This window comes from Methylobacterium sp. JK268 (assembly GCF_054052225.1).
Genome location: NZ_JBSVZN010000036.1, coordinates 82,993 through 105,211, shown reverse-complemented (window position 1 = coordinate 105,211; position 22,219 = coordinate 82,993). Strand labels below are relative to the sequence as shown.

The 22,219-nt window shown below is 70.2% G+C and carries 20 protein-coding genes and 1 tRNA gene; 12 read left to right on the top strand and 9 right to left on the bottom strand.

Annotated features, from left to right (window positions below):
- The 3 genes from ACW9J6_RS28835 to ACW9J6_RS28825 form a co-directional block, all read right to left on the bottom strand.
- Positions 1-581, bottom strand: a 581-nt coding sequence (locus ACW9J6_RS28835) for a cache domain-containing protein (protein WP_457119786.1), incomplete at its 3' end; no start/stop codon positions are given.
- 663 nt (positions 582-1,244) lie between these two features.
- On the bottom strand, positions 1,245-1,502 hold the full coding sequence (locus ACW9J6_RS28830; RefSeq protein WP_457119785.1) for a hypothetical protein: 258 nt from the start codon (positions 1,500-1,502) through the stop codon (positions 1,245-1,247).
- A 168-nt stretch (positions 1,503-1,670) separates the two neighbouring features.
- Positions 1,671-1,745, bottom strand: a tRNA-Gln gene (locus ACW9J6_RS28825).
- A 111-nt stretch (positions 1,746-1,856) separates the two neighbouring features.
- On the opposite strand from ACW9J6_RS28825, the gene ACW9J6_RS28820 reads away from it, so the two are divergent.
- Both ACW9J6_RS28820 and ACW9J6_RS28815 read left to right on the top strand, forming a co-directional pair.
- Entirely contained in the window at positions 1,857-2,612 is a 756-nt protein-coding gene (locus ACW9J6_RS28820; protein WP_457119784.1) for an SDR family oxidoreductase, read from the top strand.
- A gap of 128 nt (positions 2,613-2,740) precedes the next feature.
- Positions 2,741-4,363, top strand: a complete 1,623-nt coding sequence (locus ACW9J6_RS28815) for a peptide chain release factor 3 (RefSeq protein WP_457119783.1) — start codon at positions 2,741-2,743, stop codon at positions 4,361-4,363.
- Between the two features lie 48 nt (positions 4,364-4,411).
- Here the strand turns inward: ACW9J6_RS28815 and ACW9J6_RS28810 are convergent, their stop codons facing one another.
- Complete coding sequence (locus tag ACW9J6_RS28810; RefSeq protein ID WP_457119782.1) at positions 4,412-4,867, bottom strand: response regulator; 456 nt, start codon at positions 4,865-4,867, stop codon at positions 4,412-4,414.
- Positions 4,868-4,990: 123 nt separating this feature from the next.
- The gene (locus tag ACW9J6_RS28805; protein WP_457119781.1) at positions 4,991-5,458 is read right to left on the bottom strand and encodes a BLUF domain-containing protein; all 468 of its coding nucleotides are present in this window, start codon (positions 5,456-5,458) and stop codon (positions 4,991-4,993) included.
- Between the two features lie 239 nt (positions 5,459-5,697).
- Here ACW9J6_RS28805 and ACW9J6_RS28800 point away from each other — a divergent pair, with 239 nt between their 5' ends.
- From ACW9J6_RS28800 to ACW9J6_RS28790, 3 genes are read left to right on the top strand one after another with little or no spacing between them, the layout of a single operon-like run.
- Positions 5,698-7,068 carry a flagellar hook protein FlgE gene (locus ACW9J6_RS28800; RefSeq protein ID WP_457119780.1) on the top strand — a complete coding sequence of 457 codons (1,371 nt, stop codon included), beginning with the start codon at positions 5,698-5,700 and terminating at the stop codon, positions 7,066-7,068.
- A gap of 31 nt (positions 7,069-7,099) precedes the next feature.
- Positions 7,100-8,977, top strand: a complete 1,878-nt coding sequence (gene flgK, locus ACW9J6_RS28795; protein WP_457119779.1) for a flagellar hook-associated protein FlgK — start codon at positions 7,100-7,102, stop codon at positions 8,975-8,977.
- A 4-nt stretch (positions 8,978-8,981) separates the two neighbouring features.
- Positions 8,982-10,796, top strand: coding sequence for a hypothetical protein (locus tag ACW9J6_RS28790; RefSeq protein WP_457119778.1), 1,815 nt, complete (start codon positions 8,982-8,984; stop codon positions 10,794-10,796).
- Here the strand turns inward: ACW9J6_RS28790 and ACW9J6_RS28785 are convergent.
- The 4 genes from ACW9J6_RS28785 to ACW9J6_RS28770 all read right to left on the bottom strand — a co-directional run bounded on the left by ACW9J6_RS28785 (position 10,778) and on the right by ACW9J6_RS28770 (position 14,547).
- Positions 10,778-11,560 (bottom strand): class I SAM-dependent methyltransferase, encoded by a 783-nt coding sequence (locus ACW9J6_RS28785; RefSeq protein WP_457119777.1) that lies wholly within the window; start codon positions 11,558-11,560, stop codon positions 10,778-10,780. The two genes, ACW9J6_RS28790 and ACW9J6_RS28785, sit on opposite strands and share 19 nt — an antisense overlap.
- Positions 11,561-11,678: 118 nt before the next feature.
- A complete protein-coding gene (locus tag ACW9J6_RS28780) occupies positions 11,679-12,398 on the bottom strand; it encodes a haloacid dehalogenase type II (RefSeq protein WP_457119776.1) in 720 nt (239 codons plus the stop codon).
- Positions 12,399-12,410: 12 nt separating this feature from the next.
- A complete protein-coding gene (locus ACW9J6_RS28775) occupies positions 12,411-13,655 on the bottom strand; it encodes an amidohydrolase family protein (protein ID WP_457119775.1) in 1,245 nt (414 codons plus the stop codon).
- Positions 13,656-13,914: 259 nt separating this feature from the next.
- Entirely contained in the window at positions 13,915-14,547 is a 633-nt protein-coding gene (locus tag ACW9J6_RS28770) for an isochorismatase family protein (RefSeq protein ID WP_457119774.1), read from the bottom strand.
- A gap of 119 nt (positions 14,548-14,666) precedes the next feature.
- Here ACW9J6_RS28770 and ACW9J6_RS28765 point away from each other — a divergent pair, with 119 nt between their 5' ends.
- The 7 genes from ACW9J6_RS28765 to ACW9J6_RS28735 all read left to right on the top strand — a co-directional run bounded on the left by ACW9J6_RS28765 (position 14,667) and on the right by ACW9J6_RS28735 (position 22,188).
- The gene (locus ACW9J6_RS28765; protein WP_457119773.1) at positions 14,667-15,332 is read left to right on the top strand and encodes a TetR/AcrR family transcriptional regulator; all 666 of its coding nucleotides are present in this window, start codon (positions 14,667-14,669) and stop codon (positions 15,330-15,332) included.
- 82 nt (positions 15,333-15,414) lie between these two features.
- Positions 15,415-16,278 (top strand): ABC transporter permease, encoded by an 864-nt coding sequence (locus ACW9J6_RS28760; RefSeq protein WP_457119772.1) that lies wholly within the window; start codon positions 15,415-15,417, stop codon positions 16,276-16,278.
- Positions 16,278-17,354 (top strand): ABC transporter ATP-binding protein, encoded by a 1,077-nt coding sequence (locus tag ACW9J6_RS28755; RefSeq protein ID WP_457119771.1) that lies wholly within the window; start codon positions 16,278-16,280, stop codon positions 17,352-17,354. The genes ACW9J6_RS28760 and ACW9J6_RS28755 overlap by 1 nt, the downstream gene beginning before the upstream one ends.
- Positions 17,351-18,382 carry an extracellular solute-binding protein gene (locus ACW9J6_RS28750; protein WP_457119770.1) on the top strand — a complete coding sequence of 344 codons (1,032 nt, stop codon included), beginning with the start codon at positions 17,351-17,353 and terminating at the stop codon, positions 18,380-18,382. The genes ACW9J6_RS28755 and ACW9J6_RS28750 overlap by 4 nt, the downstream gene beginning before the upstream one ends.
- A 13-nt stretch (positions 18,383-18,395) precedes the next feature.
- Positions 18,396-19,223 carry an ABC transporter permease gene (locus ACW9J6_RS28745; RefSeq protein ID WP_457119769.1) on the top strand — a complete coding sequence of 276 codons (828 nt, stop codon included), beginning with the start codon at positions 18,396-18,398 and terminating at the stop codon, positions 19,221-19,223.
- Between the two features lie 305 nt (positions 19,224-19,528).
- Entirely contained in the window at positions 19,529-21,166 is a 1,638-nt protein-coding gene (locus ACW9J6_RS28740; protein WP_457119768.1) for an amidohydrolase family protein, read from the top strand.
- The gene (locus tag ACW9J6_RS28735; protein WP_457119767.1) at positions 21,163-22,188 is read left to right on the top strand and encodes a CobW family GTP-binding protein; all 1,026 of its coding nucleotides are present in this window, start codon (positions 21,163-21,165) and stop codon (positions 22,186-22,188) included. Before ACW9J6_RS28740 ends, ACW9J6_RS28735 begins: the two co-directional genes overlap by 4 nt.
- The last annotated feature ends 31 nt before the right edge of the window (positions 22,189-22,219 follow it).

Below are 22,219 nucleotides of genomic sequence, written 5' to 3'. Positions count from 1 at the left end.
CGCCACACGGTCGCATCCAGCGCCGCGAGGTAGTCGGCCTTGCGTACGCCGACGTAGAGGATGCCCAGGACCTCGCCGGCGGGATCGAGGATGGGTTCGTATGCGGTGAAGGTCGGGGTGCCGAGAACGTCGGCCTCGCCGCGGTAAGCTTCGCGCCGTACCAGGACGGCGTCGCGGACCGGCCCCTGGGCGAGCTTGGTGCCGGTCGCGCGCTTGCCGTCCGCACCGACGACGTTCGTGGCGAGGCGGGTGTCGCCGACAAAGATTGTGGCGTTGCCGCCCAAGACCTCGCGGACGCGGTCGACGGCCGGCTCGGCCGTGTCGACGACGTGGGTGCCGACGCGCAACTGGCCGTCGACGACCGAGAAAGTCGCCGCGCCGCCCTCGTCGGCGAGGGTGAGACGCAGCAGCCTCATGTTGCGGTCGAGGGCCTCGCCGGCGCGGCGGGCCATATCGGCGCGGAGATCAATGAGCATGAGGGCGAGGGCGCCGGCGCAGGCCAGGGCAGTCACCGTGATGCCGATCAGGCTGATCCGGGTCGTGAGTGAAAGGCCGATTGTCCAGGGTCTGCGCGTCGACATAGAGTGTCCCCGAAGAGCAAGTGGCGGCACTCCTCCGATCGACGAAGTAATCCGCGTTGAAACTCGTCCGCATCGGCGCTGAACGTCTCAGAGGCGAGGCTGAACCCAGGGACATACAGTTGCGGAACACCTTAAAGCAATCTTGTCAAAATCTTAGGATCAACGCTCACGAGGGTATATCACTCAAGTTCAATGGGCTTAGACGAAAAGAGCTAGTCCTAATACTAGATGATGCGATTGCACCAGATTATAGAAGCACTCTTTTAACGCTGTGGCGAATGGCTTGGCGGTTCCGCGTGAGTGCTCGGGGTTGCCGCACACGGTGATGTGCCGCCGTCCTGCGCCATCGGGAACTCACGAAAATCGGCGTCTTAGGCGCGGCGGGGTTTGCGGCGGATCACGACAACTCGTCCCCTTTCCACCGCATCCAAAAAAGAACATCATCACTCGATTTTGAGAACGTTATTGATAGCTTGAACTTACCGCCTCTCAATATTTGAGCGGGCAGCATTGTTGATCCGGGGCAAAACTCCCGTACCCAGTCTGCGATTTCATTATAGAGGCGGCTCGGGAAAATTGGCTGCTTTCGCATCGGAATCGACCTCAATCAATGATTGATGCGTACCGGCTGGCCCGTCCCCCCGTCAAAATGAATCCGCCTCGTCAGTCCGGCCGCGCCAGCAGGATGGCTGTCCGAACGGCCATCCGCCGCTGTCCCTGTGGCGCGCCCTCCCGGGCCAGCGTCTCGCGGGCGTAGGGGTTGGAGAGCATCACGGCCGCGGGGTCGAGGGTGACGCCCTCGGCGATCGTGCGCGGACCCGGCGAGGGATCATCGAGGTCGCCGTGAACGGCCGCGTCGAGCTGCTTGCGCGTCACTCGCTGAAGCTTGAAGAGCTCGCCGATGGTCGGAGCGTCGGGCATGGAACCTCGGATCCGCAGACATCCCCCTGGACACAGGGGGCTGAACGGGAACAGGGCGGAGCGATCCAGCCCGGCCGGTGTGCCGGGATTTGTGCGTTCGTAACCACCGTTTGTTCCGCCCTGTCCGCGATGCCCGCGCATGCAAGGTCCAGGAAACAAAGGAAAAGGTGGCTGGGGCGCCAGGATTCGAACCTGGGAATGGCGGTACCAAAAACCGCTGCCTTACCGCTTGGCGACGCCCCATCGCCCGAATGCGGTTTCCATAGCGGCGGCGCGTCACCCTGGCAACCTCCCGGTGGAGTGGCCGCCGGCCCGGTGCTAAGCCCTGATCCGCGAACAATCAGGGAGGACAGCATGGCCGCGGAGAAGATCGCGCTGGTGACGGGTGCCGGGTCGGGCGTGGGGCGGGCGGTGGCCCTCGGGCTCGCGGGGGCGGGCTACGACGTCGCCCTCTCCGGCCGCAGGCCCGAGCCGCTCCAGGCCGTGAAGGCCGAGATCGAGGCCAAGGGCCGCCGGGCCCTCGCGCAGGCGACCGATGTCGGCGACGAGCATTCCGTCGCGGCCCTGTTCGCGGCCGTGGCCGAGACCTTCGGCCGGCTCGACCTGCTCTTCAACAACGCCGGCATCGGCGCGCCGCCGGTGCCGATCGACGAGTTGCCGGTGGCGACCTGGCGCGCCGTCGTCGACACCAACCTCACCGGGGCCTTCCTGTGCACCCGCGAGGCGGTCCGGCTCATGAAGCACCAGACCCCGCGGGGCGGGCGGATCATCAACAACGGCTCGATCTCAGCCCACGCGCCGCGGCCGAACTCGGCCCCCTACACGGCGACGAAGCACGCGGTCACGGGGCTCACCCGCTCCACCTCCCTCGACGGGCGCGCCTTCGACATCGCCTGCGGCCAGATCGACATCGGCAACGCCGCCACGGACATGACCGCGCGGATGCAGAGCGGCGTGCTCCAGGCCGACGGTTCCACCAAGGCCGAGCCGGTGATGGATGTGCGCCACGTCGCCGACGCCGTCGTCTACATGGCGAGCCTGCCCCTCGACGCCAACGTGCAGTTCCTCACCGTCATGGCCACCAGCATGCCGTTCATCGGCCGCGGCTGACGGGGCGATGGCGGGGGCGGCGTCCCTGCGCTAGAAGGCCCGGGGGCGCTGACGCGGCGCCCCCGACACCCCATCTCCGCGCCATCGTCTCCGCCCGCGCCCGCCGCGCGGCCCCAGGTTTCCCACCCATGCTGATGCAGACCGATCCCACGACCGCGCCGACGCGGCCCGCCGACCCCGTCGCGCGGCGGCGCACCTTCGCGATCATCTCCCACCCGGACGCGGGCAAGACCACGCTCACCGAGAAGCTGCTGCTGTTCGGGGGCGCGATCCAGCTCGCCGGCGAGGTCAAGGCCAAGCGCAACCGCATCGCCACGCGCTCGGACTGGATGGGCATCGAGAAGGAGCGCGGGATCTCGGTCGTGACCTCGGTCATGACCTTCGAGTACGGGGACTGCGTCTTCAACCTCCTGGACACGCCGGGCCACGAGGACTTCTCGGAGGACACGTACCGCACGCTCACGGCGGTCGATTCCGCCGTCATGGTGATCGACGCCGCCAAGGGCATCGAGGCGCGCACCCGCAAGCTGTTCGAGGTCTGCCGGCTGCGCGACATCCCGATCGTCACCTTCGTGAACAAGCTCGACCGGGAGTCGCGGGACCCCTTCGACCTCCTCGACGAGATCGAGAAGACCCTGGCCCTCGACGTCGCGCCGGTGACCTGGCCGATCGGGCGCGGGCGCAGCTTCGCGGGCACCTACGACCTCGCGCAGAAGCGCGTGCGCCGCCTCGACGCCGCGGACGAGGCCGGCACGGTCGCGGTCTCGGGCCTCGACGACCCGCTCTTCGACGCGCTGCTGCCCGAGCCGGGCGAGGCGGAGGCGTGGCGCGAGGAGGCCGAACTCGCCGAGGGCGGCTGCAAGCCGTTCGATCTCGCGGCCTTCCGCGAGGGCCACCTCACGCCGGTCTTCTTCGGCTCCGCCCTGCGGAACTTCGGCGTGCGCGACCTCATCGACGGGCTCGCGAGCGTCGCCCCCCCTCCCCGCGGCCAGTCCGCCGACCGCCGCGAGGTGGTCCCGACCGAGCCGAAAATGACGGGCTTCGTGTTCAAGATCCAGGCGAACATGGATCCCAACCACCGCGACCGCATCGCCTTCCTGCGGGTCTGCTCGGGCAAGCTGTCGCGGGGCATGAAGGCGCGGCTGGTGCGGACCGGTAAGCCGATCTCGCTCTCGTCGCCGCAATTCTTCTTCGCGCAGGACCGCGCCATCGCGGACGAGGCCTTCGCGGGCGACGTGGTCGGCATCCCCAACCACGGCACGCTGCGCATCGGCGACACGCTGACCGAGGGCGAGGATCTCGTGTTCCGCGGCGTGCCGAGCTTCGCGCCGGAGATCCTGCGGCGCATCAAGCTCACCGATGCCATGAAGGCCAAGAAGCTCCGCGAGGCGCTCCAGCAGATGGGCGAAGAGGGCGTCGTGCAGCTCTTCCTGCCGCAGGACGGCTCGGGAGCGATCGTCGGCGTGGTCGGCGCCCTGCAGCTCGACGTGCTCAAGGAGCGCCTCCAGGCCGAGTACGGCCTGCCGATCGACTACGAGCCCACCCGCTTCACGATCTGCCGCTGGATCGACGCGGACAGCGAGACCGAACTCGACAAGTTCATGACCGCGCACGGCTCGTCCATGGCCGCCGACCTCGACGGGGCGCCGGTCTTCATGGCCACCACCGCCTTCTCCCTGCGCTACGAGCAGGAGCGCTGGACCGAGATCCGCTTCACCGACGTGAAGGACTACCAGAAGCGCGCGGCCTGACGGCGCCGCCCGGTCGCGGGGATCCGCGGGACGCGGCGGATCCGCGCGTCAGAGCTTGCCCAGCAGCGGGAAATCGGCGGAGAGCGTGGTCTCCGCCGAGGCGGCGATGCGCTCGCGCTTGCGCGGACGGCGGTTGAGCACCTGCTTGAGCTTCGCCTTCAGCAGGGCGAGGTCGAAGGGCTTGAGGATGAACGCGTCCGCCCCGGCCACGTGCGCCACGTTGATGTCCTCGAAGCCGAACGCCGTCTCGGTGAGGATGAAGGGCGTGTTGACCAGCGCGTCGTCGGAGCGGATCTCGCGCAGGAGCTGGATGCCGTCCATCGGCTCCATCTCCAGGTCCGAGATGACCAGGCCGTACTTGCGCGCGCGGAGCATCTCGAGCGCCTCGGGCCCGCTCGAGGCGCCATCGACCTCGGGAAAGCCCAGGCGATTCATCAGTTCGGTGACCAGGCGGAGCAGCTTCACCTGGTCGTCGACGATGAGAATCGGAGGAGCATCGCTCATGAAGGACCAGCCAACCCGTCGTGTCCCGACGCGCCATCCGCGATGACGCATCCTGTCTCCCGACCCCACACCAAATTGGTTGAGGAAGCGTCACGCGGATGCGGCGCAATCGACCCGCGCGCCTCAGACGAACAGGTGATCGATCCCCTGCTTGGTCAGCGATTCGGCCTGGAGGGCGCGGGCGAGCGAGTGGACGATGGGCGCCTTCGGCGTGCCGCGCTGAAGCATCGGCAGGATATTGGCCTTCTGGAACAGGGCCTCGTTGTTGGCGTTGCGCTGCACGACGTTGAACGAGGTGAAGAACTCGCGCTTGGCGACCTCACGCCACTCGATGATCTGGACGTCCCGGTGACGCCGGTCGTTGCCGATGCGCGTGAACGTGTCCTGGACCGAGTTGCGCTCCCCCTCCAGCACCTGCAGGAAGTAGCCCTGCTCGTAGAGCAGGAAGCTCGTGATCACCGAGAACTCGTTGCGCTTCTGCGCGTGCCGGGCGATCTCCCCGAGCTCCCGCGCGCGCGCCGCCGGTTCGGCGGAGAGCAGCGCGCGCGAGAAGTAGATCAGGTGGATCAGATTGTTCCGCTTGCTGCGCATGCGCCCTGTCCGGCCGAAGAACCGTATATCCCTAGCCCCCGCTGGCTCAACAGGCGGTAAATGTTGCGTCGCCGCCCTCCCGCTGCGGAACCCGGGCGCGGCAACCTTTGCCGACCGGGCGCGGGCGGGCGGCAGGATCTGCCGCCTCCGATCGCGCGCCCCTCAATGAAACCAACGACTTGGCCGTGGCACCGGGCTTGCGGGGCGGGGGCCCAGAATGCTGGCGGGACGGTGCCACGATGGACATTTTCAGCGCGCTGCAGACCGCGGTCTCGGGCCTCAAGGCCCAGTCCTTCTCGCTCGACAACATCTCGGGCAACATCGCGAATGCGCAGACCACCGGTTACCGGCGCATCGATACCAGCTTCGTCGACCTCCTGGCCGAGGAGCCCGCCAACCATCAGACGGCGGGCTCCGTCGCGGCCTTCTCGGAACTCACCAACACGCTCCAGGGCAACCTGACCGCGACGGGCGTGACGACGAACATGGCGCTGAGCGGCGACGGCTTCTTCGTGGTGCAGAAGCCGGACTCGACGGTCGGCGGCGCGCCGAGCTTCTCCGGACAGGCGCTCTACACCCGCCGCGGCGACTTCAAGCTCGACAAGAACGGCCACCTCATGAACGGCGCGGGCTCCTACTTGGTCGGGCAGAGCCTCGACCCGGTCACCGGGCAGGGGACCGGCAGCGGCGTCATCACCATCGCCAGCCAGGCGGTCCCGGCCAAGGCCACGACCAGCATCTCCTACGCGGCGAACCTGCCGAGCACGCCGACCACCACCGGCGCCTCGCTGCTCGGCGCGCTCCCGGGGGGCGACGTGCGCGTGCTCTCGGGCAGCACCGCCAGCCCCGCGACGGTGGCGGCGAGCGACACCGACAGCTTCCTGTCCTCCAGCCTCTCGGGCGGCTCGCTCACCGCCTACGCGCCGACCGGTGGGGCGGTGAACGTGCAGCTGCGCTGGGCCAAGGTCGCCTCGGCGGACAGCACCGCCGGCACCAGCGACACCTGGAACCTGTTCTACGCCAAGCAGAACGGCTCGACCTCGACGTCGACGACCTGGACCAACGCGGGCACGGCCTTCGCCTTCAACGGGAACGGGCAGCTCACCTCCCCGACGGACGGCACGGTCACGATCCCGAACATGACCGTCGACGGCACGGCGCTCGGCTCGATCACTCTGAATGCCGGGTCGGGCGGCCTGACGCAGTACGGGGCCGCCAACGGCCAGGTGACGACGAACACCCTGCAGCAGAACGGCTACGCGTCCGGGAGCCTCTCCGGGCTGTCCGTGTCGAGCGGCGGCAAGGTCACCGGCACCTACACCAACGGCAACACGGTCGCCCTGGCGCAGGTGGGGGTGGCGCGCTTCACGGCTCCCGACGCCCTGAAGCCGCTCTCGGACGGCAACTACGCCGAGACGGCGGATTCCGGCGCCGCCCTCGCCGGCCTCAAGGGCGCGACCATCGTGGGCGGCAACGTCGAGCAGTCCAACACCGACACGGCGGGCGAGTTCTCGAAGCTCATCGTCACCCAGCAGGCCTACTCGGCCAACACCAGAGTGATGTCGACCGCCCAGCAGATGATGTCCGACCTCATCAACATCATCCGGTGAGCGGGGCGCGGTCCGACGGCGAGGTGCGGCCATGGCGTTGAACGCGCTCTACACGGCGACCGCCGGCCTGCAGGTGACGCAGGCGGCGATCGGGATCGTGTCCCAGAACGTCGCCAACCAGGGCACGCCCGGCTACGTCAAGCGCACCCTCACCCCCGTCTCGACGACCGGGAACGCCGGGGTCGCGGCCGGCACGGTCTCGCGCGCGCTCGACGCCACCGCCCTCAATCAGCTGCGCCTCGAGACCTCGGGCGCGGCCTATACGGGGCTCGTCTCCACGACCCAGGCCCAGGTCGACGCCCTCTACGGAACGCCCGGAAGCGCGTCCGCCCTCGACGGCGTGATGAACACCTTCGCGCAGTCGCTTCAGGCGCTCGCCAGCGACCCGACCTCCTCGGCCAGCCGCGCCGCCGTGGTGAGCGATGCCGGGCAGCTCGCGAGCGCGATCGGCCAGGCGGCGACGGGGGTGCAGCAGCTCCGCACGGGCATCGAGTCGCGCATCGGCACCGACGTCGCGACGGCGAGCCAGCTCCTGGCGCAGATCGCCGACCTCAACGTCAAGATCGTGAGCGCGGGCAACGGGACCGGGACGGGGGATCCCCGCACCGCCGACCTCCAGGACCAGCGCGATCAAGCGATCACGCAGCTCGCCCAAACCATGGACGTGCAGACGACCACGGTCGCGGACGGCTCGGTCTCCGTGATGACCGGATCGGGGGTCACGCTCGTCGATCACGGCGCGGCCTCCCGGCTCTCCTTCGACGGGCGCAGCCAGATCGGCCCGCAATCGGTCTACACGGCGGATCCGAGCACGCGGGGCGTCGGCACCATCACCGCGACCACGCCCTCCGGCACGCGGATCGACCTCGTGGCCGACAAGGCGATCCGCTCCGGCACGATCGCGGCGGGGCTGACCCTGCGCGACGACACGCTGGTCCAGGCCCAGCGCCAACTCGACGACCTCGCCTCCGGCCTGTCCCGGTCGATGAGCGACCGCGCCGTCACCGGCACGGCGGCGACCGGCACGGGCGGGAGCGGGTTCGACATCGAGCTCACCGGCCTGCAGGCCGGCAACGCCGTGACCATCGGCGTGCGCACCGCCTCGGGGGCGAACCGGAACGTCATCCTGGTGCCGACCACCGGGAACGCGCCGGCGACGATCGACCCCGCCCAGACGGACGATCCCAGCGCGCTGGTCGTGCCCTTCGACATCTCGGGCGGTCCCGCGACCTACGCCGCCGCGATCGGCGCGGCGCTCGGCAGCGGCTTCACGGTGAGCGCGGCGCCCTCAGGTGGCGCGGGCGCCGTCCAGATCCTGACGAGCGGGCTCACGCTCACCGGCGCCTCCGCCTCCATCACCGTCCCGACGAGCGCCACTGACACGAGGAGCGGGTCGCCCCAGCTCCCGCTCTTCGTCGATTCGGGCGACGGCAACGGCGTCTTCACGGGGTCGTTCGAGGGCGGCTCGCACCTCACGGGCCTCGCCCAGCGGCTCGCCGTCAACCCGTCGCTGAAGGCCGACACGACGCAGCTCGTGGCCTACGCCAGCGACACCGCCTCCGGCGACACGGCGCGCCCGGCCTTCCTGCGCGACGCGCTCTCGTCGACGAACCGCACCTTCTCGGCGTCGAGCGGCATCGGCGGCGTCCACGCGCCCTACAGCGCCAGCGTCCAGTCCTTCGCGCAGGCGATCATCGCCGCGCAGGGCTCCGCCACCACCGAGGCGCAGCAGCTCGACCAGGGGCAGCAGATCGCGCTCTCCACCGCCCAGAGCCGCTTCAGCACGTCGTCGGGCGTCAACATCGACGAGGAATTGTCCAAGCTGATCCAACTCCAATCCGCCTACAGCGCCAACGCCCGGGTGCTGAGCGCGGCCAAGGACATGCTCGACACCCTGATGCGGATCTGACGCCATGGCGATCACCCCCTACGCCGCCGGCACCTACGCGAGCGACCTCAACGCCGCCCGCCTCGTCGGCATGAAGTCGCAGCTCACGGACCTCTCGGCGGAGCTCTCCACCGGCAAGGTCGCGCAGACCTACGGGGGTCTCGGCAACGGCCGGACCACCAGCCTCTCCGCCCACGCGACGCTCTCGGCCCTCGACGGCTACGATTCCGCCATCGGGCTGGGAACGACCCGCATCAAGCTCGCGAGCGCCAGCGTCTCGCAGGCGGCGAGCCTCGCCTCCGACACCTGGAACCAGCTCGCCAATCCCTCCTCGCAAACCGGCGGCGTCGCGCGCACCAACCTGCGGTCGATGGCGGTCGGGCGGCTCGGCGGACTCGTCGACGCCCTCAACCAAGCCTCCGGCGACACCTACCTGTTCGGCGGCCGCGTCACCAACCGCGCCCCGGTCGCCACCGCCGACCAGATCCTCAACGGCGATCCGGGCGCGAGGCTCGACGGCGTCGACGCGGTCATCGCGGAGCGCCAGGCGGCCGATCTCGGGACCGGCACGCCGAAGACCGGGCGGCTCACGCTCGCGGGAAGCGGCACGGACGTGTCGCTGGCGGAGAGCGCCGACCCCTCGGTACGGGCGAATTTCGGCTTCACCCTTGCCGGCGCCACGAGTTCGAACACCGCCGCGCTCGCGGTCACGAGCGTCGCGGGCACCCCCTCCTCCGCCGCCCTGTCCTTCGCCACCCAGCCGAAGGACGGCGACATCGTGCGGGTGACGGTCCGCAACCCGGACGGCAGCCAGGGCTTCTTCGACCTGACGGCGCGCACCGCGCCGGCGGCCGGCAGCCAGAACACCTTCGCGATCGGGGCCGATGCCGCGGCGAGCGCCGCCAATCTCACGGCGGCGCTCGGCGGTCGCGCCGCGGTCGGCGCGCAGAGCGCCGCCCCGCCCGGCGCCGTCGCGACCCTGACGGGCGGCACCGCCGCCTCGGTCTCGGTGTCCGTCGCCGCGCAACCCGCGGCGGGCGACACGATCAGCGTCACGCTCGGCCTGCGGGACGGCACCAGCAAGGTCGTGACCCTGACGGCGGCAGCGGCCGGCACCACCAACCCGGCCGCCGGGAGCTTCGCCATCGGCGCCACCCCGGCCGACACCGCCGCCAATCTCCAGGCGGCCCTCTCGACCGCCCTCGACCGCGCCGCCTCGGCGAATCTCTCGGCGAGTTCGGCGGTGCGGGCGGCCTCGGACTTCTTCGCGGGTTCCGCCTCGCCGGGCCTGGCGCCGCGCCGCGTGACCCTCGACGCCTCGGGCAACGCCACCGGCTTCGCGGCGGACCCGAGCGGCCGGACGGTGATCTGGTACAAGGGGGACGACACCTCCACGGACCCGCGCCAGACCGCGCAGGTGCAGATCGGGGCGGGCGAGTCGGTGGGCGTCGGCCTCCAGGCCAACGAGACGCCATTCCGCCAAGCGATGACCGGCATCGCGGTGGCGGCGAGCGTCAGCTTCAAGGAGGATTCGAGCGACGACGCGCGCTTCGCGGCCTATTCCAGCAGCCTGGAGGGCGTCCTCGACCCCTCCACCGGCCCGACCCTGAAGGGCGTCAACACGGAGCTGAGCCTGGCCTCCGGGCGCCTCGCCGACCAGAAGACTCAGAACGCCTCGACCCGCCTCGTCCTGCAGAATTCCCTCGACGGCACGGAGAACGCCAACACGCAGGACGTGGCCGCCAAGCTGATGACGCTGCAGACGCAGCTCCAGGCGAGCTACCAGGTGACGGCGACGCTCGCCAAGATGTCCCTGGTGAACTACCTGCCGGCCGGCTGATCCCGGCGGCAGGCGAACGCGGCGGTCTCGTACGGGAACGCGACCGTCTCGTGCCCGGCGAGGTCCGGCGTCGCGGCGATCAGCGCCCGCACCTCCGCCTCCACCTGCGCGCGGGCCTCCTCGGGCATCGCGGCGACGAAGCTGACCGAGAGGGTGCGGTCCACGATCACACTGTCGGGCGCGCCGACATGGCGGTGGGCGAAGCGGGTCTCGCGCAGGGGGCCGAAGCCGGGGGCCGGGAAGACGGAGCGCCACGCGCCCGTGTGGAAGCGCGGCACGTCCCCCTCGTGGCGGTTCATGATCCGGGTCAGGGCGGCAACCCAGGGCGTGCGCTCGTCGCGGATGTTCCAGACGAGGCCGAGCGCGCCGCCGGGGCGGAGCACCCGGGCGATCTCCCGCAGGGCGGCCGGGGTTGCGAACCAGTGGAAGGCCTGCGCGCAGACCACCGCGTCGACGCTCGCGTCGGGCAGCGGGATCGTCTCGGCGGTGCCGGCGAGCGCCGTCACGGCGGGGTGGCGGGCGACCAGCTCCGCCCGCATGGCCGCGACCGGCTCGACGGCGACGAGGTCGGCGCCGGTCTCGGCGAGACGCGGCAGGAATTTCCCGGTGCCGGAGCCGAGGTCGAGGGCGGTCCGGCCGGGACCGAGGCCGAGTTCCTCGCGCAGCCAGGCCACGATCTCGGGCGGGTAGCCCGGCCGTCCGGCCGCGTAGGTCTGCGCCTTCGCCGAGAAGCCGGTCGCGGCGGCGTGGTGGATGTCGGGCATCGGGATCTCGCTCGGGCGGCAGGGCCGGGACGAGCGGCCTTGTCGCATTCCGCGGCCGGCCGCGGAAGGGCGCCGGGCGCCGCCGCGAGGGGCCGGCGCGGGACCCTCGCGCCGGCCCTCACGCGATCTCCCGCCGGTGCGCCTCCGCCAGCGCCGCCATGCTGGTGAAGCGGACATCGAAACGGGGCATCGTCCCGGGATCCATCGTCGCCCCGAACCCCTCCTCGGCGTGGCGGCGGTGAATCCAGCACGAGGCGAGGCCGAGGGCGTTGGCCGGGCCGTGGTCGTGGAACAGGCTCTCCGCCGTGTGCAGGATCCGATCCTGCGCGATCCCGCGCGCCGCCAGCGTCTCCAGCATGGACCGGAAGCCGATGAGGCTCGGCTTGTAGGCGCCGGTATCCTCGGCCGTGAACACCGCGTCGAAGGACACGCCGAGCCGGCGGTTGGACTGCGCGAAGGACGCGTTGTCGACATTCGACAGGATCACGAGACGGAAGTGCCGCTTGAGATAGGCGAGCGCCTCGGCCGTGTCCGGAAAGGCCGGCCAATCGCCGACCGAGGCGCCGTAGCGCAGGCACTCGTCCCAGGTGACGGGCAGGTCCCAGTCCTCGGCGAGGCGCCGGTACACCACCGCCAGGACATCGCGGTAGAGCTTCGCGGGCGTCTGGCGCTGCTGCTCGGATTCGTACCGGGCATGGGCCTGCAGCACGGCATTGCGCGGGAGCGGCGCGGGCAGCCGGCCGGTCAGCGGCCGGAGCGCCGCGATCATCCCGCTCTCCCAGTCGATCAGCGTGCCGTAGCAGTCGAAGGTGAGCGTCGAGAAGTCGGACAACCGCATCGCCACCCCTCCTCAGGCCGGGAGTTCGTTCTTCACGAAGCGCCCCGCCATCATGATCGCCGGCATGTGGCGGCCCTGACCGGTGAGGAGCGCGAGATCCGCCAGGGGGTCGCCGTCGACGACGATCAGGTCCGCATGGGCCTCCGGCGCCACGATCCCGACCTTGCCCTCCTGGCGCACCACCGTGGCGGCGTTGACGGTGGCCGAGCGGATCACCTCGATCGCCGGCATGCGACGGCCGCGGATCACGAATTCCTCGGATTGGTGCCGGTGCATCTCGCCCAGGAGATCAGTGCCGTAGGCCATCATCACCCCGGCCTCGCGCAGGGTGTCGAGGGCCGCGAGGCCGGCCTCGCGCACATCCTCGATCTTGGCGACGGAGGCCGGCGGCAGGCCGAGCGCCGCGCCCTCCTTGGCGAGCGCGTCGAAGGTCACGTTGGTGGGCACCACGAAGGCGCCCTTCTCGCGGATCAGCCGCGCGGTGGCCGGCGTCACGAGGTTGCCGTGCTCCACCGAGAGCACGCCGCATTCCACCGCCCGGCGGATCGCCTCGTCCGTGTAGAGGTGGCCGGCCACGTAGGTCTGGGCGTTGCGTGCCTCCTCGACGATGGCGCGGATCTCGTCCACCGAATAGCCGAGGGAGGCGATCGGGTCGGTGGGCGAGGAGACGCCGCCATTCGCCATGATCTTGATGAAGTCGGCTCCCCCCTTGATCTCCTCCCGGGCGACGCGGCGCACGGCGTCGATCCCGTCGCAGACCCGACCCATCGCGCCGAGCTTGGTGGCGTAGTGGCCGACGTCGCGGGCGTGGTAGCGGCCGCGGTAATCGGTATGGCCGCCGGTCTGGGACAGGGCCTTGCCGCAAATGACGAGGCGCGGCCCCGGGATCAGGCCCTCCTGGACCGCGAGCACCAGCCCGTGATCGGCGCCGCCGAGGTCGCGCACCGTCGTGAAGCCGCGCATCAGCATGCCGTGCATGATCCGCGCGGCGCGGAGCGCCACCAGGGAATCCGGCAGATCGGCATTGGCGCCGAGATCGGGGATCGTGGCGATCACGTGCACGTGGCAGTCGATCAGGCCGGGCATCAGCGTGCGACCGCCGAGGTCGATTGCCCGGGCCGACGCGGCGGTGATCGGACGCTCCGAAACCTCCCGGATGGTCCCCCCCTCGACGAGGACGTGGTGTCCGTCGAGGGCGGTATCCTCGCGGCCGTCGAGGATGCGGGCGTTGCGGAACAGGACGAGGTCGGCGGTCATGGGGGCTCTCTGTCGAATGGGGCCGGGGGCGTTCCCCTGCCAAGTCTTCCCCCTTTCCCGGACGACTGCAGCGTCAGCGGAAGGAGATCCGGGAACCAGCACGGGACTCTGCCGCGAAGCGGCTCCGCGTGCGCGCACCGTCGCGAGAAGCGGACGCTTCGCGCCTTCTTGCGCTGGTTTCCGGGTCGCATTCCGCTGGCGCTGCATGCGCCCGGAAAAGGGTGGAGAGGGAAGAGTTCATAGCTTTGGGAGGAGCCGTCTACGCCGCGTTCCGGCTCCGCCATTCCTCGAGTTGCCCGAGCACGGTCGCGAGGTCGGACACGTCGACGTAGCGGCGGCCGAGGTCGCGCAGGTTGTCGCGGTGCGGCCCCTCCTCGATGTCGCCGACGCAATCCTCGGGCACGATCGTCCGGTAGCGGTAGCTGAAACTGTCGATCGCCGTGGCCCGGATGCAGCCGCTGGTGTTGCAGCCGGTCACGATCACCGTGTCGACGCGCTCCTTCGTGAAGTAGTCGGAGACGCCGGTGCCGAAGAAGATCGACGGTCCCTTCTTGGTGACCGCGAGGTCGTAATCCGCCTGGTAGATGCGCGGGTCCAGGACCACGCTGGGATGGTCGTGCAGGAAGGTCTCGCGCACGGCGGTGATCTTCCAGTACGGCATCTCGCGCTGGTTCATGTAGGCGGTGTTGCAGACCGCGACGGGCACGCCGGCCCGGCGGGCGGCCGTCAGCAGCGTCGCGGTGCTCTCGACCGCCCGGGCAACGAGCGGGGCGCCGCCGAGCGGGTAGCGCGGGTCGGTGAACCCGACCTGGAAATCCACCACCACGATCCCGGGCTTGGCGCCGAAGCCGACCGGGATCTCGCCGTAGCTGCGGTTCGCGTAATCGTCCATCGGATCCTCCCGGGTCGGGCGTGCCGCCGGGGAGAGACTGGACAGGGCGAAAAAAACAGGCAAGCTTGTTTTTTTAGCAGGCGCCTGTCGGCGCGCGGGCGGTCACGGATGAGGGATCGGTGACGCGGACGGGACGGCAGCAGCAGGCGCGCAGCCTCGCCACGCGGGAGCGGCTCATCCGGGCGGCGCTCGATGAGATCCACGAGGTCGGCTACCACGCGGCGACGACTCACCAGATTGCCGAGCGCGCCCGCGTCTCGCGCGGGGCACTCCTCCACCACTTCCCGACGCGCGCCGACATCATCCAGGCCGCCCTGGAGGCGCTGCTCGCGGAGGGGACGGCCGAGATCAAGGCGGTCTCGACCGATGTCCGCGCCGGGGCGCTGCCGCTCTCGGACTTCGTCGAGTTCCTGTGGCAGCTCTTCTCCGGCCGCTTCTTCTACCTGTCGCTGGAGATGATCACGGAGGCGCGCAACGACCCCGATCTGCGCGCGAGCCTGATCCCGGTGGTCCAGCGTTTCCACGCCGCCCTCGACGGGATCTGGGCCGAATTCTGCGACGCCGACACCCGGCCGCCGCGCGAAGCGCGGATCATCCTCAACCTGACGGTGAACCTCGTGCGCGGCATGGGCGTGCAGACCGTGCTGCGGCCCGATCCCGACTATTATCGCGACCTGATCGAGGCCTGGAAGGCGGTGCTGCCGCAGCTCATCGCCGGGCCGGCGGGCGACGCGGCCTTCGCGGGCCCGCGCTTCCGGGCCGTCGCCGGAGAGCCCGTCGCGTGAGCCGGGTGCGCATGCCTCTCAGGTCGGACTCGATGTCGGGCGCGCCATGTGGCATCCGTCTTGCGCACGGGAGGGCATTCCGATGAGCGTCGCATCCCTCTCCCCCGCCTCGAATGCGGCCACCGCCGCCAAGCCCGGCCTCTCGGTCGCGATCGGCCGGCTCGCCTTCGTCGCGGCCGTCATCCTCGCCTACGCGATCGTCTTCGCGCCGATCGTGGCGGTGATCGCGATCTCCTTCTTCGAGCAGGAGATCGTGACCTTCCCGCCGGACGCCCTGACCCTGCGCTGGTACGTCAACGCGTGGTCGCAACGCGACTTCGCCCGCGGCTTCCTGACCTCGCTGGAGATCGCGCTGGCCGCGACGGCAATCGGGGTGCCGATCGGCACGGCCGCCGCGCTGGCGCTGGTGCGCGGCCGCATCCCCGGGCGGGGGCTGATCAGCACCTTCCTGCTCGCCCCGCTGGCCGTGCCGGCAATCGTCGCGGGCTCGGCCCTCTACATGTTCTATCTGCGGGCCGAGGACTGGCTCGACATGGACATCAAGGCGACGCTCGGCGGCCTCGTGGCGGCGAACGTGCTGATCACCATTCCCTGGACGGTGCGCCTCGTCACCGCGAGCCTGTCGGGTCTCGACCGCTCGGCCGAGGAGGCGGCGGCCAATCTCGGCGCCCGGCCCTTCACGGTGTTCCGGCGCGTGACCCTGCCGATGCTGCGGCCCGGAATCGTGGCGGCCGCCCTGTTCTCCTTCGTGTCGAGCTTCGAGAACCTCGAACTCAACCTGCTTCTGGTCGGGCCGGGCCGCACGACCCTGCCCGTCGCCATGCTGAGCTACCTGGATTTCCGAATGGACCCGACGCTCGCCGCCGTCGCCACTGCGCAGATCGTGATGGTGTCGATCCTCATGCTGGTCACCGACCGGTTCGTGAAGCTGTCGCGGATCGTCTGATGGGCACGCTCCTCCTCGATGGCGTTGCGAAACGCTATGGCGAGGCGACGGCGGTCGCCCGCGTCGACCTGGACATCCGGCAGGGCGAACTCGTCGCCCTGCTCGGGCCCTCGGGCTGCGGCAAGACCACGACCCTGCGGATGGTGGCGGGCTTCATCGAGCCGAGCGCCGGCAAGGTGTTCATCGGCGGGCGCGACGTCACGCGGCTGCCGCCCTATGCGCGGGACACCGGCATGGTGTTCCAGTCCTACGCCCTGTTCCCGCACATGAGCGTCGCCGACAATGTCGGTTTCGGGCTGGAGATGCGGAAGGTCGGGCGCGCCGAGCGCGACCGGCGCATCGCCGAGGCCCTGCGCCTCGTGCGGCTCGACGCGCTGGCCGACCGGCTGCCGCGGCAGCTCTCGGGCGGGCAGCAACAGCGTGTCGCCCTGGCGCGCGCGCTGGTGGTGAGCCCCGCGGTGTTCCTTCTCGACGAGCCGCTGTCGAATCTCGACGCGAAGCTGCGCGCCGAGGTCGGGCTGGAGATCCGCGAGTTGCAGCGGCGGCTCGGCCTCACCACCCTGATGGTCACCCACGACCAGGACGAGGCCCTCGCCATGGCCGACCGGCTCGTGGTGATGGAGCACGGCCGCGTCCTGCAGGTCGGCAGCGCCGAGGATCTCTACGAGCGCCCGGCCAACACCTTCGTGGCCGGGTTCGTCGGGCGCTGCAACCTGCTCGCGGGCGAGCGGGAGGGCGCCGACCTGTTCCGGCTGAACAGCGGCGCGGCGGTCCCCTGCGCGCCGGATGGCACGTCGCGCGCCGGCATGCTGGCGATCCGGCCCGAGCGGATCATCGTCTCGCCCGATCCCGCCGACGCCGGCTCGCCCGGCACGCTCAAGGCCCTGACCTATCTCGGCGCGCGCACCGAATACCACCTCGACCTCGCCGGCGAGGCCATCGTCGCCGTGACGTCGACGCCGCTCGCGGGGGATCCGCGCCGCCGCCTCGCGGCCGGCGATCCCGTCCGCATCACCTGGTCCGCCGACGCGGCCCGCGTCATCCCGCTCGACACCGCAGGAGTCCCCGCCCGATGATCTCCCGTCGCACTCTCCTCGCCGGCGGCGGCGCTCTCACCCTCGCCGGCACCCGCTCCCTCCCGGCGCTGGCGGATTCCGCCTCCATCGTGGTCGGCACCTGGGGCGGCGACTACGGTGCGCTCCTGCAGCAGAACATCGACATCCCGCTGGTGAAGCCGCTCGGGATCGAGGTCTCGCAGGACATCGCCAACAACGACCCGCGCCGCACCAAGCTCATCGCCGAGAAGACCAGCCGCCGCGGCAGCATGGACGTCGCCTGCATCAACGACATCGACAGCTACATGCTGAGCCAGCTCGGCGTGCTGGAGACAGTGCCGAGCGCCGAGGTGCCACGGCTGCCACAGGTTCTCGACGTGTTCCGTAAGCCGCACTCTGTGCCGCACATCTACTCGGCGCTGGTCGTGCTCTACAATCCGAGCAAGGTGACGACCGCGCCGACGCGCTACGCGGACATCTTCGACCCAAAGTACAAGGGCCGGGTCGGCTTCTCCGACATCCTCTCCAGCTACAACCTGGCGGGCGCGAATATCGGCGCCGGGGGCACGCCGGGCGACTTCGCCAAGGGCAAGGCGGCGCTCATGGACCTGAAGAAGCTCGGCCCCAAGGTCTATCCCTCGAACGAGGCGCTCGCCGCGGCGCTCAAGTCCGAGGAGGTCTGGCTCACCCCGATGTGGCTCGCCCGCGGCTTCATGTGGAAGCAGGCTGGCATCCCGGTGGAGATGGCGGTGCCTGAGGAAGGGGCGTTGCCGATTCTGTTCGAGGCCGGCGTGCCGAAGAACTCCCGCGCCAAGGACGCTGCCTTCAAATACCTGAACGCCATGCTCGACCCGAAGGCCCAGGTCGCCTTCGCGGCGAGGATGGGCTACGTGCCGACCGTGAAGGACGCCAAACTGCCCGAGGATCTCGCCAAGCAGATCAGCCTCACGGAGGCGCAGCAGGCCAAGCTCCACCCGCTCGACTACGCCTATATGCAGCAGCAGCAGGCCGCCTTCACCGATTTCTGGAATAAGGAGTTCAAGGCCTGAGCCGGAGCCGGCCATGATCCCGCTGATCCTGCCGGCCGTCCTGGTCGTCGCCGCACTGTTGGTCGGGCCGATGGTGCTGCTCGCGCGCATCTCGCTCAACCTTTACAGCCCGACGCAGCTGATGATCGAGGCGACGACGGCGCAGAACTACCTCAACGCCATGACCGACCCCTATTACCGCGGCGTGATGGGCACGACGCTGGTCATGGCCTTCACTTGCACGGCCCTGACCCTGGCGCTCGGCTTCCCGGCGGCCTATCGGCTCGCCCGGATGCAGAGCCGCTGGAAGAGCCTCGCCACGGTGCTGACGCTGATCCCGCTCCTCGTCGGCAACGTGGTGCGGGCGGCGGGGTGGATGGGGCTGCTCGGCCATGATGGGTTCATCAACGCCACGCTCCAGGGGCTGCGCATCACCTCGGAGCCCCTGCGGCTGATCTACACGCCGGGCGCGGTGGCGGTCGGCACGATCGCGGTGGTGCTGCCCTACATGATCCTGACCCTGTCCTCGGTGATCGAGAGCATCCCGCGGGCGGTCGAGGAGGCGGCGGCCAATCTGGGGGCCGGCGCCCTCACGGTGTTCCGCCGCGTGGTGTGGCCGCTCGCCCTGCCCGGCACGGTGGCGGGCTGCGTCCTCGTATTCATCCTGTGCATGAACACCTACGCGACCGCCGTCCTGCTCGGCGGCTCGCAGTTCAAGATGATGGCGCCCGCCGTCTACGACCAGTTCTCGAAGGGGATGAACTGGCCGTTCGGCGCCGCCCTCGCCTTCATCCTGCTGGCCGCGACCCTGGTCCTGACAGTGCTCGGCACCGCGCTGCTCGGCCGCCGCTACGCGCGATGAAGAGAGAGAGGCACTCCCGGAGATCAGGATGGCCTGATCCCATACCGCCCCCTTTTCCGGACGACTGTAACGAAGTGGAAGGAGATCCGGAAACCAGCGCAAGACTCCGCGAAGCGTCCGTATGTTGCAACGACTCTCCTATACGGAGCCGCTTCGCGGCTGATTCCTGTGCTGGTTTCCGGATCTCCTTCCGCTGGCGCTGCCGTCGTCCGGAAAAGGGGAGCTTGAGGTGACGCAGGCGCCTTTCGATTTCGTTCGCCGAGGTCCGCCTCGCCGATAAGACACTCTATCAGGGAGAGAATACCATGAGCGACGCGGCGATCCCGGCCGGCAGCCTGCCCGGCAACGAACTCGCGGCCGAGCGGGCCAAGGCCGGTCAGCCCTCCCTGGTCCCGGCGAGCGCGCGCGACCGCGGGATCGGCCCGCACCGGCGGCTGGTCCTGCGGGGCGCCACGGTCATCGACGGTACCGGCGCGCCGCCGATCGGCCCGACCGACATCGTGGTCGAGAACGGCCGCATCACGCTGATCAAGAAGGTCACCGGCAACCTCGCGACGAGCGCCAACCGCCCGGCGCCGGGCGACCACGAGATCGATTGCCGCGGCAAGTGGGTCACGCCCGGCTTCGTCGACTGCCATGCCCATGCGGGCGTCGCCTACCATGCCGCCAACGGCTGGGTGCCGCCGGTCGAGTACGTCTACAAGCTCTGGCTCGCCCACGGCGTCACCACGGTGCGCGAGATGGGCTCGTTCAACGGCCTCGACTGGATGCTCGACCAGAAGCGACGCTCGGCCGAGAACACGATCGCGGCGCCGCGGCTCCTCGCCTACAGCTACTTCCCGGCCGTGAACGACATGCTGAAGCTCGTCCACACCCCCGAGGAGGGGCGGGCCTGGCTGCGCCGACTCAAGGAGCGGGGCGCCGACGGGGTGAAGTTCTTCGGCGCGCCGCCGGCCATCATGGATGCGGCCCTCGACGAGTGCCGGAAGCTCGGCCTGCGGTCGGGCTGCCACCACGCCCAGATGGCGGTGACGCGCATGAACGCGCTCACCACCGCCCAGTGGGGCCTCACCAGCGCCGAGCATTATTACGGGCTGCCCGAGGCGCTGTTCGAGGACCGCGTGGTCCAGAACTTCCCGCTCGATTACGACTACAACGACGAGTATTTCCGCTTCTCGGTCTCCGGCCAGATGTTCCGCCAGGGCGCGGAGCCCGGCTCGAAGAAGTGGAACGAGGTGCTGGAGCGATTCCTGGAGATCGGCTTCACCTTCGTGCCGACCTTCACGATCTACGACGCAAACCGCGACCTGATGCGGGCGCGCCAGGCCGACTGGCACAAGGAGTACACCTGGAAGTCGATGTGGGACTACTTCACGCCGCAGCGCGGCGGCCACGGCTCGTACTGGTATCGCTGGTCGACCCAGAACGAGATCGAGTGGAAGGAGAACTATAGACTCTGGATGGCCTTCATCAACGAGTACAAGAACCGCGGCGGCCGGGTCTGCGCCGGCTCTGATTCCGGCTTCATCTACCAGATCTTCGGCTTCGGCTACATTCGCGAACTGGAGCTGCTGCAGGAGGCCGGCTTCCACCCGCTGGAGGTGATCCGCGCCGCGACCTCGCAGGGCGCGGCCCTGTGCGGGCTGGAGGACGAGATCGGCACGGTCGAGACCGGCAAGCGGGCCGACCTCCTGATCCACGACCACAACCCGCTCACCGACTTCAAGCTGCTCTACGGGACGGGAGCCCTGCGCCTCGACGAGGCGACGAACGGCGCCACCTGGCATCGCGGGCTCACGCATACGATCAAGGACGGCGTGATCTACGACACGGCCGAATTGCTCGCCGATGTGCGCGCCCTCGTGAAGGCGACTTGGCAGGAGGACGTTCCGGCCCAGTACGCGGGCGCGGCCGAGCCCACGGACGGAGCGCCGGTCCGGTGACGGAGCCCCTCGATTTCGTCGTCCTGACGGGCTTCCTCGGCTCGGGCAAGACGACGCTCCTGCGGGATTTCCTCGCCCGTCCGGAGGCGGCGGACACGGCGGTCATCGTCAACGAGGCGGGCGAGATCGGGCTCGACGGGCTGATCCTGCGCGAGACCGGCGGCGACGTGCCGATGACGATGCTGTCGAACGGCTGCGTCTGCTGCCAGATGACGAGCGACCTCGCCCGGACGGTCGAGGCGCTGCTTTCGGCCGAGCGGCCGGAGGCGTCGGGGCCCCTGCGCCGGATCGTCCTTGAGACGAGCGGACTCTCGAAGCCCGGGCCGGTTCTGCGCCAACTGGCGAGCCTCGCGGCCCACCGGATGCGGGTCGCGGTGCTGGCGACCTACGACGCCCTGTGCGGCATGGAGAATGCCGGGTTCGAGGAGGCGGCCGCGCAATGGGCCGCCGCCCACCGCATCGTCCTGACGAAGCGCGACGCGGTGACGGACGAGCGCTCCGGCGCGGCGCGGGCGGAGATCGCCGCGCTCAATCCGCTCGCCGAGACGGTGGCGGATCCCGATCGCGCCGCCGCCGTCCTGGCCGCCTTCGCGCCGCTCATCCGCCCGGACCCGTCCGCCCTGCCCGCGCGGCCGGACAGCGGCGGCCCCCACCCGCGCGTCGCGGTGCGGCTGGCGCGGCCCGTCCGGTCGCTCACCTACGACGACCTCGCCGCCTGGCTCGACAACCTCGCGGGGCGGCTCGGCGAGCGTCTGCTGCGCCTGAAGGGTCTGGTGCGCGTCGCCGAATCCGACCGCCCGCTCCTCGTCGAGAGCGTCGGCACCCTGTTCTCCCCGCCCCGTCCCTTCGGGCGCCCAGGCGAGGACGGCCCGCCCTTCGTGGTGATCATCGCCCGCGATCTCGCCGCGGCGGACCTGGAGGGCGTGGATCCGGTCGGGCTGTTCCGGTTCTCGCCCTGGACGGAGGGCGACCCTTTCCGGCGCCCGGCGGCGGGCGTCCCGCGGGCCGAGCGGGTCGGGTGATGCGGGATCCGCTTGAGCAAAGCGGATCCCG